The sequence below is a fragment of the Blautia segnis genome, from assembly GCF_014287535.1.
GTDB lineage: Bacteria > Bacillota > Clostridia > Lachnospirales > Lachnospiraceae > Blautia_A > Blautia_A acetigignens.
Genome location: NZ_JACOOT010000021.1, coordinates 1 through 14827, shown reverse-complemented (window position 1 = coordinate 14827; position 14827 = coordinate 1). Strand labels below are relative to the sequence as shown.

Genomic DNA, 14827 nt, shown 5'->3' with positions numbered 1-14827 from the left:
TCACGGTTTCAGAAAATCAAAGTCATCCTCTTCCTTATAGCGGAAAAAGATGAGAAATACCAGGGCAATAATGCCGCAGGTAACGTAAATATCAGCTACATTAAAGGTGGGAAAATCAATCAGGGAAAAATAGATGAAATCCACCACATATCCGCGGAAAACACGGTCAATAAAATTCCCCATAGCCCCGGAAAATACAACTGCTGCAGTAAAAAGCAGGGGCCCGTAATAGGCGGTAGCCGGAGCCTTTACAAAAAGGTAGATAATGGCTGCAAAAAATACAAGACAGATCAGCACCAGAAACAAAAGCCTGCCCTGAAGAAGCCCGAATGCCATGCCCCGGTTCTCAAGGTACCGCAGCACCAGAACGCGGTCAATCAGGGTAACGCCTGCGTTGTCCTTCAGGCCACGGATTGCAAGAAGCTTTGTAATCTGGTCAAAAAGCACCAGAAACAGGATCAGCAGGAAGCCTTTTAGCCTGGGAGCCTTTAATGGCCTGGTTCGTCTGTCCTGGGACAGTGTCTGCTCTTTCATAGGGCATTACCTGCAGATCGCATGGATTCCCACAAGAAGCTCTTCATCTGTAACTGTTTTGTCAATGAAGCTCTTTCCAAGACCGTCCATGAGAATGAATTTGATCTGTCCCTGTTCCATTTTTTTGTCCTTTTTGGTAGCGGCAAGGATATCCTGTGGGGAAAGTCCCTCCACATATAAAGGCAGATTGTAAATCTCTAGTGCATGGCATACCTGCTGGTATTCCTCCTGGGTAAGCAGTCCCCGCTCTTTGGAAATGGCAGCTGCGGCAACCAGGCCGATTCCCACGCACTGTCCGTGAAGCAGCTGGAAATTCATCAGCTTTTCTACAGCATGTCCGATGGTGTGGCCAAGATTGAGAAGGGCACGCTCGCCCTGTTCCTTAGGGTCACGCTCTACAACGCCAGCCTTGATGGCACAGCATCTGCGGATCATTACAGCTAGCATTCCAGGATCCATTGTGCGTATTACCTCGTAATTGGCGCATACGAAGTCGAAAAACTCTTTGTCGCAAATCAGTCCGGTCTTTAAGATTTCGCCCATTCCGCAGCCAAATTCGCGCTCTGGAAGGGACTGAAGGGTGGCCATGTTCATATAAACCAGACGGGGCTGGTGGAAGGCACCTACCATATTCTTGAACTGTCTGAAATCTACGCCGGTTTTGCCGCCTACACTGCTGTCTACCTGCGCAAGAAGGGTGGTTGGAATCTGGATAAAATCAATTCCCCGAAGATAGGTCGCGGCCCCAAATCCGGAAAGATCCCCTGTTACGCCGCCGCCAAGAGCAACCACAAGGCTCTTGCGGTCAAGTCCGTTCTCAATCAGGCACTGGTACAGGTCTTCCACTGTGTCCAGGTTCTTATGTGCTTCACCAGCCGGGAACACGAACTGGCAGACATGATCGGTTATTTTCAGAAGCTCTGCCTTCACCTGCTCTGCATAAAGGGGAGCAACGGTGGAATCAGAGACGATGCACATTTTTTTGCCTGCAAGCCCCTCTTCTTTCAATGCACCGGAAAGAGCTTGAAAGTCGTTTTCAAAATAAATGGGGTAACAGAAATCCCCGTCGCGTTTCACCAGTAATTTTTCTTCTGCCATAGTAATCGTCCTCTCTTCAGATATATTTGCGAAGCCGCACGCCCAGCCTGCCCTTCTTGGTCTGTCTGGAAACGCCGTCGTAGATAAAGCGCCCCTTTCCGCGGACGGAAATAATGTCTCCCTCCTTAGGCTCATAGCCATTGGACGTGATCAGCTTGCCGTTTACAAACACAAGACCGCTTTCAATAAAGGAAACCATACTGCTTCTGGACGTCTGAAAAGCCAGTCCGATCAGGGAATCCAGGCGAACGGAAGCACAGGTGCCGCTGATAGCTTCAAACTGCGGTTCTGGAATTTCCTCTGCCTGCTCTACCCTGGTAACAAGCACAGTGGTGTGCCGCACGCGGACCAGATTGTCTATAAAAAAATCTGACATTTTGTGAAGGCAGAAAACCCAGGCTTCTTTATCCTTAATGAGAATGTCTCCAACCACACTGCGGTCAACGCCCAGGTTCAGAATCGCGCCCAGGTAGTCCCGGTGTCCCAGCTCTTCGGAAAAACGAAGGGCTTTCGGGATGATCTTAAGGCAGTCGATGGGATATTCCCAGGAAAAGCCTACAGTACCTGGATAAAAGGCCGCCATCTGCCGCTCGGCATGGTTGTAGCCGCCAAAAAGCTTCACACTTACGCCCATCTGCCGGAGCTTCAGGGTGGCAAGCATATTTTGTTCATTTAAGTTAAGAAAATCCGTAAAGGTGACAATATCTCTCTGATAAGAGAGATTTGCCAGCTCCCGGATTCTCTTAAGTAAAAAATCGTCCTTATCCATAAAAATTAATAACCAGCTCTTACGGACGGTGTAGATCCGCCAAGAATATTCTGAAGGTCACCTGTAATGTCAACAGAAGACGGTCCAAGTACGAAAATATAGCTGGAAATCTTCTGAAGAGATCCATTTAAGGAATAGCATGCGCCGGATGCGAAGTCAATGATACGCTGTGCCAGCTCTACATCAATGCCCTCCAGGTTCAGAATTACAGTTGCATTGTCAAGGAGTGTGTCTGCAATCTCGCGGGTGTCTTCCATGGAAGCTGGCTTGATCACACAAACCTCCATAGAGGAAGCCTGGTTGGCGCGGCGGCTGCTTCTCATTGGAGTGATCTTGGAAGATGCGGCAGGACGCTGTTTCTCAGCCGGCTGTTTCACAGGAGCCTTGGCTGCTGTTGGCTTCGGAGCGGCAGCAGTATGTATCGGCTCTTCCTTGAAGGTCTCTTCCTCATCTGCGAAGTCATCCTCTTTCTTGCGGCCGAATTTCTCGAAAAATTTCTTCTTAGGCTTGTCATCCATAGGATCATCATCGAAGAAATCGCCCTCTTCGTCATCATCCATTAAATCTTCATCCAAATAACCATCTTCATCATAGTCATCATCATTCAGCTTAATAGTATCCAGTAATTTATCAAAAACGCTCATTTTCAATCTCCAATCTTAGTCTTCTTACACTGTGGCGTAATTACGCTCACCAAAAATTCCAGTACCTACGCGTACCATAGTCGAGCCTTCCTGGACAGCAACCTGATAATCTCCGGTCATACCCATACTCAGAACACTCATAGTAACATTATTAATGTTTTTGGCACTAATGTCAACACTTAATTTTTTTAATGTACGAAAAACTTCGCGATTTTCCTCTGGATTTTCTACAAAAGGCGCAATTGTCATAAGTCCTTTGACCTGAATGTGAGAAAAACTGCTGGTCTGCTCCAGAAGCGGAAGCACTTCTTCTACTTTAAGACCAAATTTGGTATCCTCTTCTGCTACGTTTACTTCCAGAAGAATCGGCATCACCAGCTCCTTCTTGGCAGCCTCCTGCTCAATGGTCTGTGCAAGACGCAGGGAATCCACGGAATGGATCATGGCAACCTTGTCAATGATGTATTTCACCTTGTTGCGCTGGAGATGGCCGATCATGTGCCACTGGATATCAGAGGGCAGCTGATCGTATTTGTCCATGATCTCCTGGACTTTATTTTCCCCGAAAACACGGGCTCCGGCATCATAAGCTTCCTGAAGCATGGATACGGGTTTGGTCTTGCTTACGGCAACAAGTGTGATCTCACTGGGAGCACGCCCCACAGCAGCACAGGCTTTTTCAATATTTGCATTTACCTGCTGTAAATTTTCAGCTAACATTTTTATAAGCCTCCTTAAAAATGGTATATCAATCAATAGAAATAGAAAAATCTTATTCCTTCACCTGGGAAGAATCCCTGGCAATGCGGTCATATCTGGAAAGGCCGTAGGAAGTGGAACTGGAAATGATGGCATATTCCTCATTCTGATCCAGAATCTCAACCCAACGGAAAACAGGGTAGCCCTGATTAATGCAGTATACGCCTTCCAGGGATATGGTCTCGCTGACAATGAAGCGCTGGTTGGAATTATTCTTTACCAGTGCATCTCCTTCCTTGAATGCGCTTTTATCTACATAATAATCGCAGATTTCCTTTTTACCCGAGGAATCATAGCCGGTGACCAGCTTTCCGTAAATTCCAGCTTTGATGAAGGTTTTGACTGTGTTTCCGTCGGAATCCTTGGAAACCTTGTTAAAGCCGATGACGCCGTTGGCATCTGTGGTGGAATACTCGGAAGAGATCACGTAAAAATCCCGGTAAGTGGTAGCGGAAAGGGGAATCTTAAGCCCGGTTACCGTGTTGGTAACAAGCTCAATATCCAGGAAACGCTCTGATGCGTACCGGATCAGGCCGCGGCTGAAATCAATCTTGCCGTATTTGGCCCCATCTATTTTGACAATGGAAAAATCACCGCTCTGGGTCATGCCATCCTTGAGAAATTTCACACGGATGGTGGTGCGTCCCTGCAGCTTGGCAGCCTGCTTATCGCTGAGTGGAATGATCAGGCTCCACAGCTCACTGGTGATATTGGTATAAATATTATCTCCCGTCTGTATCTGGGCATCCGTTTTCAGATCTGTTTCATGGTACGAGGTTTGGTCAAAATCCTCTGCTGTGAGGGTATCAACCGTTTTATTCTCATAGCCGTCCATGGAATACAGGATAATTCCGTCCTCCTGGGCCTTGCATACGTTTTGTCCCCCAATGGAAACTACATGGGAACTGGCATTCCCGTCTGTGGAGATTCCCTCGTACTGAAGAATGCTGCCCTCCAGCTGGTTCTTGAAACTGTAGGTATTGTTAAACTTGCTTCCGGAAAAGCTTTTGGAAAAGCTGAGCATGGAGCTGCGGATTTTCGCCAGGTCTTCCGAGCTAAGTGCCGCGGAAGTCTCGGAGGTCTTGCCGGAGCTTAAGCCGTAGACCGCTCCGCCGGCATTGATCTTGCTGCCTTCTCTTGCGTAATAATTCACATAACCGGATGACTCTGCCTTAAATACACTCTCCTCCCGAATGGAAAGGCCGGTATAGGTTTCATTCCGGGAAAGGGGGCCTGTGGTTACCTGATAGGACTCTATATGTGTGGAGGTGATCAAAAGGACTGCTGTAAATACCATATAAATCAGCAAAACACCAAAAGCAATGGTGGCGATGTTGAGTCCGAATATTTTCTTCAACTGTACAAGAAGCCCGGCCATATGCCCCGGTTTGTTCGTTTTCTTTTCGGACAAGCAGATTCCCCCTTTGTTTTGATCATGTCGCCTGTCGGCAACATATCTGTTTTGTAATCGTTCAATTCGTGCCAAACAATTGTACCATTTTTTGCCTTTGAACACAAGGAAAACAAGAAGAAAAGTCTGTGAACAAAAAAGAGGAAAACGAACATATTTTCAGAATATCTGTTTGCTTAATAAAGAAAAATATGATATGATAGAAAAAAGTTGAATGAATTTCGGAGGAAAACTCTTATGACATATGGTAAAATCAGTAAAAAACAGCAGGAAATCCTGGATTATATAAAAAGTGAAATCTTGAACCGCGGCTTCCCACCGGCAGTCCGTGAAATCTGTGAGGCCGTAAATCTGAAATCCACCTCTTCTGTTCACGCGCACTTAGAAGCCCTTGAGAAGAACGGCTACATCCGCCGCGATGCCACCAAGCCGAGAGCCATTGAGATTATTGACGACAATTTTAATCTGGTCCGCCGTGAAGTGGTGAACGTTCCCCTGGTAGGAACGGTAGCTGCCGGACAGCCTATTCTTGCCGTGGAGAACGTAGAAGGCTATTTCCCGATCCCATCAGAGTTCATGCCTAATGAGCAGAGCTTCATGCTTAAGGTTAAGGGTGACAGCATGATCAATGCCGGAATCTTCGACGGCGACCAGGTGCTTGTGAAGCAGCAGCCTACGGCTGATAATGGAGATATTGTAGTTGCCATGGTAGAGGATTCCGCCACAGTGAAGACCTTCTATAAAGAAAAAGGCTACTACCGTCTTCAGCCGGAGAATGACGCCATGGATCCGATCATCGTCACAGGCGAAGTAAAGATTCTGGGGAAAGTATTCGGTGTGATGCGCTTTTATCAGTAAGTTTTAAAGTGCGCCCCATACTCATTTCCGTAAAGTATGATGCAAATCCTGCAGAAAGCCGTTCGGAGTATGCAGGGACTCTTAATCTCTTATATTTTGAAAGGTACCAAAATATAAGAGATTAATTTTTTAAGTGCTTTATTTACATAATATTATTATTGACAACTTATAGAACGATATATGTCAGGATGCGTAGAATTGTCAGCCGATGAATCAGAAGTGAAAGAGCTTATGTCTGAAAGAATGCAGGATTTGTGAGTAAAATAAAAGCCGCATGAGCATCTTCTGTCTCTTAGGTTTGAGACGAGTTTGCCCATACGGCTTTTATCATACATTATTTCTCCAGAAATTCATCCATTTCCAGCACTTTTCCATCTCTCCAGATTCTCTCCAGATCATAGAAAAGCCGGTTCTCTTCATCAAATACATGCACGATCACATCGCCGTAATCCATGAGAATCCAGCTGGAATTGCGGTTTCCCTCGATCTGCTTTGCTTCAAATCCAGCACGTCCAAGCTGTTCCTCAACATTGTCTACGATCGCCTGAACCTGGTTGGAGTTGGTACCGCTTGCGATTACAAAGTAATCTGCAATTACGGAAACAGTATGAATATCGATTACCTTGATATCCTGTCCTTTTTTATCATCAATTGCCTTGCAGGCAATCTGTGCCATCATTTTTTCTGTGCTTACTGTACTCATGTTCTGCTCCTTTCGGTATAGTAGTAACAGTACAGCGGTTTCTGCTATGCGGCAGAAACTTTCATTTCGCTGTCAGCTATTGGTAACATTGCCGCGTTTATTATGTAATTCTTTATAATAAATATAAGCTTCTCTGGAAGTTGGCTCGATATCCTCAGCTGAATCCTCTTCCAGATATTCCAGCGTATCTTTAAGAATCTCATACATACACTCATCCAGATCCTGGAATGCGATTTTACGGATTTCAGGCAAACGGCTTGCCTTATAGCGCATAGGCTCAATGTAATCCGCAATATAAATAATCTTTTCCAGAAGACTCATATCACATCTGCCTGTAGTATGGTAATTAATGGCAGAAAGAATCTCCTGATTGTCAATTCCGTATTTTTCATGAGCAATATATGCCCCTAATCTTGCATGGAGAAGAAAAGGATGCCCAAGTTCAAAATCAGAAACCGGGATATTATGCTCACTGCACATTTTCAGTTTCTTTTTATTTGGGATGCATTTGGCACAGTCATGAAGAAGACCGGCAACCTGTGCATCCTTCACATCATATCCGTGTACCATAGCTAGGCAGGCACTGGTGTACATGACTCCCATGGTATGCTGAAAACGATCTTCATCCAGATACTTGGAAAGCTTTTTTTCTATTTTCGCAAAATCATAATCTGCCATGGTCAGACTTCCTTCTTTCTGTAGATTCCATTTTCCTTCATGTAAGAGATTACAAGATCCGGAACGTAGTATTTCAGACTTTTATCTTTGGCTATCCACTGGCGTATCAGGTGACTGGATACATCAATGTTCATAGTATCCAGAATAACAAAATGTCCATGATACTTCTCTGAGAGATACTGGATTCTCTCGCGAAGCTGCTCCCTGGAAGCGTGATCACGCACAGCAACTACAAGAGTGCAGGCTGCGCAGATACGTCCGGGCTCACGCCACTCTTCAAAGGCAAATAAAGAATCGGCTCCGATGATAAAATAATAATCCGTATCGGGATTTGATTCCTTTAATTCCTCCAGAGTGCGGTAGGTATAAGTGTAACCGGTCTCGTTCATTTCCGCAAGAGACAGTTCAAAGTGAGGATTATCTGAAATGGCAAGGCGGACCATATCTACACGCTGCTCATCAGCTGCTCTGCCAATTCGGTTCTTCTTGTGCGGAGGATTTCCGGCTGGCATAAACAATACCTTATCCAGCTTCAGCTGCTCATAGCTTTGCTCGCCAAGTATCAGATGTCCCATATGGATGGGATCAAAGGTTCCGCCCATAATCCCGATTTTTCTGTGATTATTTTGGCAGTTCAATTTTCTTCTTCTCTTTTTTACCTTCACGGTATAATACGATTTTTTTGCCGATTACCTGTACAACCTGGGAATGAGTGCGCTCTGCAAGAACCTGTGCCATTTCCTTCGGATCCTCCAGACAGTTCTGCAGCACGCTGATCTTGATCAGCTCTCTGGCTGCAAGAGCTTCGTCAACGGCTTTGGTGTTCTCAGGTGTAAGACCGCCCTTGCCAAGCTGGATGATGGCATCCATTTTCATGGCAAGACCTTTTAAATATGCTCTCTGCTTGCTTGTCATAATTTATCTCCTGAACTGCAGCCGATTATACATCACAGGCTGCAAAATACATAAAATCAATGGTTTATTTGTAATAATCAAATTCAAATCCATACATGCGGACGGTATCGCCTTCCTGAATTCCGGCTGCTTCCAGTTCCTCCAGAATGCCGCCCTCTTTGAGGAAGCGCTGGAAGAAGGCAAAGCCTTTCTCAGAATCCAGATTGGTGTAGCCCAGCATTTTCTCAATGCGGGGTCCTTCCACAACAAATACGGAGGGATCCTCCTCATCGATCTCCACGGTAAATGGAAGGGTCTCATTGATCAGTGCATCCTCCGGGAAGAATTCCTGCTCAAATACGATAGCCTTCTTCGGACAGCTATCCAAAAGTTCCTTAATGTGGAAAAGGAGCTCACGCACACCTTGTCCGGTAACTGCGGAAATGGGATATACCTTGATTCCCTTAGGCTCAAATTCCTTACGGAGTCTGTCAACGGGATTCTCCTGACCATCGTCAAAAATACAGTCCACTTTGTTGGCTGCAATTACCTGAGGACGCTTTGCAATCTCCGGATTGTACTCCTCAAGCTCTTTGTTGATCTTGTAAATATCATCAATAGGATCGCGGCCCTCTGTGGAAGCTGCGTCTACAATGTGTACCAAAACTCTGGTACGCTCGATGTGGCGAAGGAATTCGTGGCCAAGGCCTACGCCCTCAGAAGCTCCCTCAATCAGACCTGGGATATCTGCGATGATGAATCCGCCATTCTCAGTATCCACAACCCCAAGATTCGGGCTAAGAGTTGTAAAGTGATAGTTGGCAATCTTTGGCTTTGCATTTGTGACACGGGAAAGAAAGGTGGATTTACCTACATTAGGAAAACCTACCAGTCCAACGTCAGCGATCACCTTAAGCTCCAGAAGAACTTCAAGCTCCTGGAAAGGCTGACCTGGCTGTGCATATTTGGGAACCTGCATAGTTGGAGTTGCATAGTGCTGGTTTCCCTTGCCGCCGCGTCCGCCGCGCAGAACGACCTGACGACGATTGTCGCCGGACATATCTGCAATAACCTTGCGGGAAGCTGCGTCCATGATTACGGTGCCTTCCGGTACCTTTAATATAATATCAGCTCCATCGGCTCCGTGGCAGCGCTTTTTGCCGCCCTCCTGGCCGTCTTCTGCCTTATATTTTCTCTTATGACGGTAGTCTCCGAGGGTATTCTGTCCCTCGTCTACCTCAAAAATTACGTCTCCGCCCTTACCGCCGTCGCCGCCATCCGGACCGCCGTCAGGTACATATTTTTCCCTGCGGAAGCTTACATGGCCGTCGCCGCCTTTACCGGAACGGATTATAATGGTAGCTCTGTCTGCGAACATAAATCTCCTTTATAAGAAAAGGCTCCAAACCTTTATAGATTTGAAGCCTCTTGCTCTACTGATTACTCTGCCTCTACTGGTACGATAGAAACCTGTTTCTTATCGCGGCCTTTTCTGGTGAATCTTACAACACCATCGGTCAGTGCAAATAAGGTATAGTCTTTTCCACATCCTACGTTCTCACCTGCATGGATCTTAGTTCCGCGCTGTCTGTAAAGGATGTTGCCGGCTTTAACAAACTGTCCGTCTGCTCTCTTCGCACCTAATCTCTTGGACTCGGAATCACGACCGTTCTTTGTAGAACCAACTCCCTTTTTATGTGCGAATAACTGAAGGTTCATCTTCATCATTGTTGTTACACCTCCTTGACTCTTACTGTCAAATATCGATTGTTATAACTATGCTCAATTTCTGTTAATCCGAGAATAAGGGAATCCATAAGAAGCTTCCCGCGCTCAGTATTAGGATTTGTTTTAAAATGGATGGATACGTATCCGTCATCCTCTCCAACCTCAATCTTCTCTTCTGTGAATGCATCAAGTGAATTCACAGTTGTGATGATCAAAGCAGATACAGCGGCACATACAATATCCTGTCCCTCTTCGGCATAGCCTGCATGTCCTCTGGACAGAAAATCCAGATAAGAGCCATTTCTCTTCTTAACTGTAATATTGATCATAACAGCACCAGATTAAGCGTTGATCTTTTCGATTTTAACTTTGGTGTACTGCTGTCTGTGACCGTTTTTCTTGTGATATCCAGTTTTTCTCTTGTACTTGTAAACGATGACTTTCTTAGCCTTTCCGTTCTCAACTACAGAAGCGGTAACACTGGCATCCTTAACGTCTTCTCCAACTTTTAATCCCTCATTGCTAACTGCAATTACGTTATCAAAAGTAACGGTTTCACCAGCTTCAACTCCGAGCTTCTCAACTCTGATTACGTCGCCTTCAGCAACTTTGTACTGTTTACCACCTGTTGCAATAATTGCGTACATTTGTGGCACCTCCTATAGACTTTACTCGCCAAATATGGTGGCCTTATGGCTCTTAAACCTCTTTGTGCGGCATACTTGATTATAATAACAGGGTGATCCCTGTTCGTCAAGTGGTTTTTTAAAATATTTTGTAAAATTTTGAAATTTTATTTGGCATCTGCTATTGTGCTACCTGATCTTATCTGTCTGATCTCTTCAATCACAGGCCGTCTGACTTTTTTCCTGGTCATCTCCAGAATATGCAGCGGCGTAATATCTACCGCTTTGCATTTCACCGGATCTTTTCGCAGGTATTTCTGAAGCACGTGGAACAGCTCGTCGTTGTGATCCGGATTTGCCATATTGATAAAGTCGATGAGAATGATCCCGGATAAATTGCGCAGGCGAAGCTGCCTTGCAATTTCCTTTGCCGCTTCCAGATTGATCTTGCGGTAGGTCTCCTCTGCCTTTTTCTTTCCGGTAAATTTACCACTGTTTACGTCTATGGAAACGAAGGCTTCGGTCTGCTGGATCACAATAAATCCGCCGCTGTTCAGCCAGATTTTTTCTTTTTGGACTTCCTCCAGGGCATTTTCCAGACGGGAAAGCTTATATAATGGAAGGAGCTTGTCCTGGTAAAAACGGGCCTTGCTCTCTTCTCCCGGGCTTGTTTCCTTCAGATAGGAAGTGATCTGCTCATAAATGTGAGGATCGTCTGTCACAATGTCGGTCAGGTTTTCACTGTAAATATCCCGAAGGGTGGTGAGATAAACCGGTTCCGTCTCATAAAGGACGCTGAAGCAGGTGCGGCTTCTGCCGTTTACCGCAACTTTTTCATAGAGGTTCTTCAGATAGGAAAGCTCCTGCAAGACTTCGCTTTTTTCTGCCTGTGCGGCGTTGGTGCGGACGATAAGGCCATATTCTTTGTCAGGACGCGCTGCTTCCTCTTCCAGCCAGGAAGAAAGGGTGTGACGTTCCGTGCCGGAAAGCTTGCCGGAAAGGCCGAATTTCTTTTCCCCTGTTGTGAGGACCAGATATTTGCCTGTGAAATTTAAGTTGGCGGTAAGGGCTGGAAGCTTGCCTTTCATGGCATCCCGGCTTACCTGGACAAGGATCTGATCTCCCGGGCGAAGGGGGCTTCCAAGGGCTTTTCCAGAGGCATAGATCACATGCTCCGCTTCCTGAATGGGAAAATAACCGCGCACGCCAGGGGCAATCAGTACAAATGCGGCCTGGATGTTTGCAGCAATGTTTTCCACCTGTCCCACATAAATATTTCCAAGAATGGACTGGCGGGAGGCAGCTTCCAGACGAAGCTCCATGATCTGGTTTTCTTCCTCGATTGCACAGGCATGGCACTGATTGCCGTCAAGTTCCATGGTTGTTATGATTAGTTTACTCAATTGGTTCACCTGGTTGTTTATTTAATTTCTTCCCCTAATGATTCAAGGGAAACAAAGTTGTGCTTCTTCTCGTCTCCCAGATCTGCGTACACTTCCAGACGGTGGATCATGCATGCAAATTCCGGAAGCTCCCATCCAAGCCATTTGGCAAAGGCGGCAATGACGGCATCCGGTTTGGTGTAGTTGGCGCTTGCAGATGCAAGGCTTAAGAAAATGCGGTCATTTTCCTGCAAAGCCATTTTATAGATGAAAGGACGGATATCTACCTCTTTTTCCCCTTTTTTGGTCTCTTTTGTGACCAGAATCTCAGGTTGCTTCATAAATTCCTCAATTTTGTTCTGCCAGCCTTCTTCTGGTGCTTTGCCCTCACGGAATTCTACCAGATAATCCGCGGCGGCAACAAGGGACATGGCTTTGCTTGCTTTTCCATCCTCCACCTGGCGGGCGCTTAAAACTTTAACGCCCTGGACCATCTGCGCGTCAAGGCGCTGGCAGATCTCATCAGTGGGAAGAGTTTCTGTAAGCTCCATGTCAAAGTACTCTCCTGTGCTGGTAACGCCAACTCCAAGAGGAGCTGCAAAGGACATGATCATATGGGGGCTGTATCCGCCGGAAAAAGCGATGGGCAGTTCGGCTCTTCGAACCGCTTTCTGGAAGTAGCGCATGGTATCCAGATGGCCTACAAATTTCATAGGGCCTTCTTTTGTAAATTTAATTCTTACCTTCATAGCATACGCCTCCTTTATAACGTCTTGCTCCGCAGCCTGCACATTTCTGGCGGCAGTTTGGAGTTACCACCTCGCCTTTGGCCTGTTTCCATTCCCGGATCAGGAATTCCTTGGTTACGCCTGCATCAATGAAATCCCATGGCAGGATCTCGTCTGTGCTTCTCTCACGAAGAGTGTAGAATTCAATGTCAATGCCAGTCTCTGCAAAAGCTTCCTTCCAGATATCGTAGCGGAAGCTTTCAGACCAGGCATCATAAAGAGCGCCTTTTTCATAGGCCTTTAAAATGACCTCAGAAGCACGGCGGTCACCTCTTGCAAGGAAGCCTTCCAGTGTAGTAACATCCGGCTCATGCCAGTTGTACTTGATGCTTTTTTGGTTCAACTGGGCACGAATCTCTTCTTTAACAACCTTTGCCTTATCAATGAAATCCTGCTCTGTGTACATTGGTGCCCACTGGAATGGAGTAAATGGCTTAGGCACAAAGAAAGAAGTGCTGACCACGATCTGTACTTTTCCATGGCGTTTTTCCTTGGGAACAGTATCATAGTATTCTTCTGCAATGCGCTCAGCCAGATGAGCGATTCCTTTCATGTCTTCTTCAGTTTCCGTCGGGAGACCAAGCATGAAATAAAGCTTCACACGATTCCAGCCGCCTACGAAGGCTTCTTTTGCACCGTGGAGAATAACCTCTTCTGTAAGGCCTTTGTTGATTACATCACGAAGCCTCTGGGAACCGGCTTCCGGAGCAAAGGTAAGACTGCTTTTCTTGATATCCTGCACCTTGCTCATTACATCCAGGGCAAAGGCATCGATACGAAGGGATGGCAGGGAAATGTTTACGCCTGCAGATTTAAACTCATCAATCAGAAAGTTTACCAGCTCTTCCAGATGGGTGTAATCACTGGAGCTTAAGGAGCTGAGGGAAATTTCCTCATGTCCCGAATTCTTCAGCATGGCTCTGGCGGACGCTTTCAGCTCTTCAACATCACGCTCACGCAGCGGTCTGTAGATCATACCTGCCTGGCAGAAACGGCAGCCACGGATACAGCCGCGCTGAATTTCAAGTGTTACACGGTCCTGTGTTGCTTTGATAAATGGTACAACCGGTTTTTCAATTGGACAGTAGCCTTTATCCATGTTTACGATCAGCTGCTTCTGTACTTTCTCGGGAACTCCCGGGCGATTTGGTGTAAAGGAAGCGATGGTGCCGTCTTCCTTATAAGTGACATCATAAAATGCCGGAACATAAATTCCTGGGATCTGTGCTGCTTTCAGAAGAAAGTCTTCTCTGCTGCCTCCTGCTTCCTTATTGGCCTTATATGCATCAAAAAGTGCATCATAGACGGTTTCACCTTCACCAATATAAAACAGGTCGAAAAAGTCTGCCAGAGGTTCCGGATTGTACGCACATGCACCGCCGCCGATTACGATTGGACATGATTGGTCACGGTCAGCTGCTTTTAGCGGAATCTGGGAAAGATCCAGAGTCTGAAGCACGTTGGTGTAGCACATTTCATAGCCAAGGGTGATGCACAGGAAATCAAAATCCTTAATGGGATCCTGAGATTCCAATGCAAATAATGGGATATTTTTTTCTCTCATAAGCTTGTCAAGATCAAGCCACGGAGAGTATACACGCTCGCACCATACGTCCGGGCGCTTGTTGAACATGTTGTAGAGGAGCATCATACCCAGGTTGGACATACCGATTTCGTAGACATCCGGAAAACAAAACGCCACACGGACATCTATCCCGTCTAAATTTTTCATCACAGAGTTGACCTCCCCGCCGATATAACGGGCTGCTTTGTCAACGCTGAGTAATATTTCGTCACTAAGTGCTAATTTTCTCATTCTTTTCCTTTCACGATTTGTCACTATTTGCCAAATACAGAACTTCTTCTGTTTAGATTTGGATAGTGACTTTTTTTCTGAATAAGTGGGAAAAATAATGCTCATTTTTGAACCTATTTTTACCCCGAAAACGGCATTT

18 protein-coding genes are annotated in these 14827 nt (G+C 46.0%); 1 reads left to right on the top strand and 17 read right to left on the bottom strand.

What is annotated here, in order from left to right; genetic code table 11:
• Genes lspA through H8S54_RS09255 form a run of 6 tightly spaced genes read right to left on the bottom strand, consistent with a single transcriptional unit; the run spans position 1 to position 5215 of the window.
• On the bottom strand, positions 1-534 hold the full coding sequence (gene lspA / locus H8S54_RS09280) for a signal peptidase II (RefSeq protein ID WP_173767797.1): 534 nt from the start codon (positions 532-534) through the stop codon (positions 1-3).
• Between the two features lie 6 nt (positions 535-540).
• Positions 541-1632 (bottom strand): 3-dehydroquinate synthase, encoded by a 1092-nt coding sequence (aroB, locus tag H8S54_RS09275; protein WP_173767799.1) that lies wholly within the window; start codon positions 1630-1632, stop codon positions 541-543.
• Positions 1633-1648: 16 nt separating this feature from the next.
• Positions 1649-2401 carry a YlmH family RNA-binding protein gene (locus tag H8S54_RS09270; protein ID WP_117853592.1) on the bottom strand — a complete coding sequence of 251 codons (753 nt, stop codon included), beginning with the start codon at positions 2399-2401 and terminating at the stop codon, positions 1649-1651.
• Positions 2402-2406: 5 nt separating this feature from the next.
• Positions 2407-3045 (bottom strand): cell division protein SepF, encoded by a 639-nt coding sequence (locus H8S54_RS09265; RefSeq protein WP_021926522.1) that lies wholly within the window; start codon positions 3043-3045, stop codon positions 2407-2409.
• 24 nt (positions 3046-3069) lie between these two features.
• The gene (locus H8S54_RS09260) at positions 3070-3765 is read right to left on the bottom strand and encodes a YggS family pyridoxal phosphate-dependent enzyme (protein ID WP_021926523.1); all 696 of its coding nucleotides are present in this window, start codon (positions 3763-3765) and stop codon (positions 3070-3072) included.
• A gap of 52 nt (positions 3766-3817) precedes the next feature.
• Positions 3818-5215: an HlyD family efflux transporter periplasmic adaptor subunit gene (locus H8S54_RS09255; protein ID WP_243176756.1), complete on the bottom strand. Its 1398-nt coding sequence runs from the start codon at positions 5213-5215 to the stop codon at positions 3818-3820.
• Between the two features lie 237 nt (positions 5216-5452).
• Here H8S54_RS09255 and lexA point away from each other — a divergent pair, with 237 nt between their 5' ends.
• Complete coding sequence (gene lexA, locus H8S54_RS09250; protein WP_021926525.1) at positions 5453-6073, top strand: transcriptional repressor LexA; 621 nt, start codon at positions 5453-5455, stop codon at positions 6071-6073.
• 334 nt (positions 6074-6407) lie between these two features.
• On the opposite strand, the gene rsfS is transcribed toward lexA, so the two are convergent.
• The 11 genes from rsfS to H8S54_RS09195 all read right to left on the bottom strand — a co-directional run bounded on the left by rsfS (position 6408) and on the right by H8S54_RS09195 (position 14688).
• Positions 6408-6776: a ribosome silencing factor gene (rsfS, locus tag H8S54_RS09245; RefSeq protein WP_021926526.1), complete on the bottom strand. Its 369-nt coding sequence runs from the start codon at positions 6774-6776 to the stop codon at positions 6408-6410.
• Between the two features lie 72 nt (positions 6777-6848).
• Complete coding sequence (gene yqeK, locus H8S54_RS09240; RefSeq protein WP_173767805.1) at positions 6849-7454, bottom strand: bis(5'-nucleosyl)-tetraphosphatase (symmetrical) YqeK; 606 nt, start codon at positions 7452-7454, stop codon at positions 6849-6851.
• A gap of 2 nt (positions 7455-7456) precedes the next feature.
• On the bottom strand, positions 7457-8056 hold the full coding sequence (gene nadD, locus H8S54_RS09235; RefSeq protein ID WP_186901379.1) for a nicotinate-nucleotide adenylyltransferase: 600 nt from the start codon (positions 8054-8056) through the stop codon (positions 7457-7459).
• A 19-nt stretch (positions 8057-8075) separates the two neighbouring features.
• Complete coding sequence (gene yhbY, locus H8S54_RS09230; RefSeq protein ID WP_021926529.1) at positions 8076-8369, bottom strand: ribosome assembly RNA-binding protein YhbY; 294 nt, start codon at positions 8367-8369, stop codon at positions 8076-8078.
• Between the two features lie 64 nt (positions 8370-8433).
• Entirely contained in the window at positions 8434-9726 is a 1293-nt protein-coding gene (obgE, locus tag H8S54_RS09225; RefSeq protein ID WP_173767807.1) for a GTPase ObgE, read from the bottom strand.
• A 62-nt stretch (positions 9727-9788) separates the two neighbouring features.
• Positions 9789-10076, bottom strand: coding sequence for a 50S ribosomal protein L27 (rpmA, locus tag H8S54_RS09220; protein WP_015542711.1), 288 nt, complete (start codon positions 10074-10076; stop codon positions 9789-9791).
• A gap of 5 nt (positions 10077-10081) precedes the next feature.
• Entirely contained in the window at positions 10082-10405 is a 324-nt protein-coding gene (locus H8S54_RS09215; protein WP_117853584.1) for a ribosomal-processing cysteine protease Prp, read from the bottom strand.
• Positions 10406-10417: 12 nt separating this feature from the next.
• On the bottom strand, positions 10418-10723 hold the full coding sequence (gene rplU / locus H8S54_RS09210; RefSeq protein WP_117853582.1) for a 50S ribosomal protein L21: 306 nt from the start codon (positions 10721-10723) through the stop codon (positions 10418-10420).
• A 146-nt stretch (positions 10724-10869) separates the two neighbouring features.
• Positions 10870-12114 carry a ribonuclease E/G gene (locus H8S54_RS09205; RefSeq protein ID WP_317259475.1) on the bottom strand — a complete coding sequence of 415 codons (1245 nt, stop codon included), beginning with the start codon at positions 12112-12114 and terminating at the stop codon, positions 10870-10872.
• Between the two features lie 8 nt (positions 12115-12122).
• Complete coding sequence (locus H8S54_RS09200; RefSeq protein ID WP_021924985.1) at positions 12123-12833, bottom strand: TIGR03936 family radical SAM-associated protein; 711 nt, start codon at positions 12831-12833, stop codon at positions 12123-12125.
• On the bottom strand, positions 12817-14688 hold the full coding sequence (locus H8S54_RS09195; RefSeq protein ID WP_186901353.1) for a TIGR03960 family B12-binding radical SAM protein: 1872 nt from the start codon (positions 14686-14688) through the stop codon (positions 12817-12819). Before H8S54_RS09195 ends, H8S54_RS09200 begins: the two co-directional genes overlap by 17 nt.
• Between the last annotated feature and the right edge of the window lie 139 nt (positions 14689-14827).

Excerpts from the sequence above, each read along its gene's own strand:
- lspA (WP_173767797.1), bottom strand. The coding sequence starts at position 534 with ATGAAAGAGCAGACACTGTCCCAGGACAGACGAACCAGGCCATTAAAG.
- aroB (WP_173767799.1), bottom strand. The coding sequence starts at position 1,632 with ATGGCAGAAGAAAAATTACTGGTGAAACGCGACGGGGATTTCTGTTAC.
- H8S54_RS09270 (WP_117853592.1), bottom strand. The coding sequence starts at position 2,401 with ATGGATAAGGACGATTTTTTACTTAAGAGAATCCGGGAGCTGGCAAAT.
- H8S54_RS09265 (WP_021926522.1), bottom strand. The coding sequence starts at position 3,045 with ATGAGCGTTTTTGATAAATTACTGGATACTATTAAGCTGAATGATGAT.
- H8S54_RS09260 (WP_021926523.1), bottom strand. The coding sequence starts at position 3,765 with ATGTTAGCTGAAAATTTACAGCAGGTAAATGCAAATATTGAAAAAGCC.
- lexA (WP_021926525.1), top strand. The coding sequence starts at position 5,453 with ATGACATATGGTAAAATCAGTAAAAAACAGCAGGAAATCCTGGATTAT.
- rsfS (WP_021926526.1), bottom strand. The coding sequence starts at position 6,776 with ATGAGTACAGTAAGCACAGAAAAAATGATGGCACAGATTGCCTGCAAG.
- yqeK (WP_173767805.1), bottom strand. The coding sequence starts at position 7,454 with ATGGCAGATTATGATTTTGCGAAAATAGAAAAAAAGCTTTCCAAGTAT.
- nadD (WP_186901379.1), bottom strand. The coding sequence starts at position 8,056 with ATGGGCGGAACCTTTGATCCCATCCATATGGGACATCTGATACTTGGC.
- yhbY (WP_021926529.1), bottom strand. The coding sequence starts at position 8,369 with ATGACAAGCAAGCAGAGAGCATATTTAAAAGGTCTTGCCATGAAAATG.
- obgE (WP_173767807.1), bottom strand. The coding sequence starts at position 9,726 with ATGTTCGCAGACAGAGCTACCATTATAATCCGTTCCGGTAAAGGCGGC.
- rpmA (WP_015542711.1), bottom strand. The coding sequence starts at position 10,076 with ATGATGAAGATGAACCTTCAGTTATTCGCACATAAAAAGGGAGTTGGT.
- H8S54_RS09215 (WP_117853584.1), bottom strand. The coding sequence starts at position 10,405 with ATGATCAATATTACAGTTAAGAAGAGAAATGGCTCTTATCTGGATTTT.
- rplU (WP_117853582.1), bottom strand. The coding sequence starts at position 10,723 with ATGTACGCAATTATTGCAACAGGTGGTAAACAGTACAAAGTTGCTGAA.
- H8S54_RS09200 (WP_021924985.1), bottom strand. The coding sequence starts at position 12,833 with ATGAAGGTAAGAATTAAATTTACAAAAGAAGGCCCTATGAAATTTGTA.
- H8S54_RS09195 (WP_186901353.1), bottom strand. The coding sequence starts at position 14,688 with ATGAGAAAATTAGCACTTAGTGACGAAATATTACTCAGCGTTGACAAA.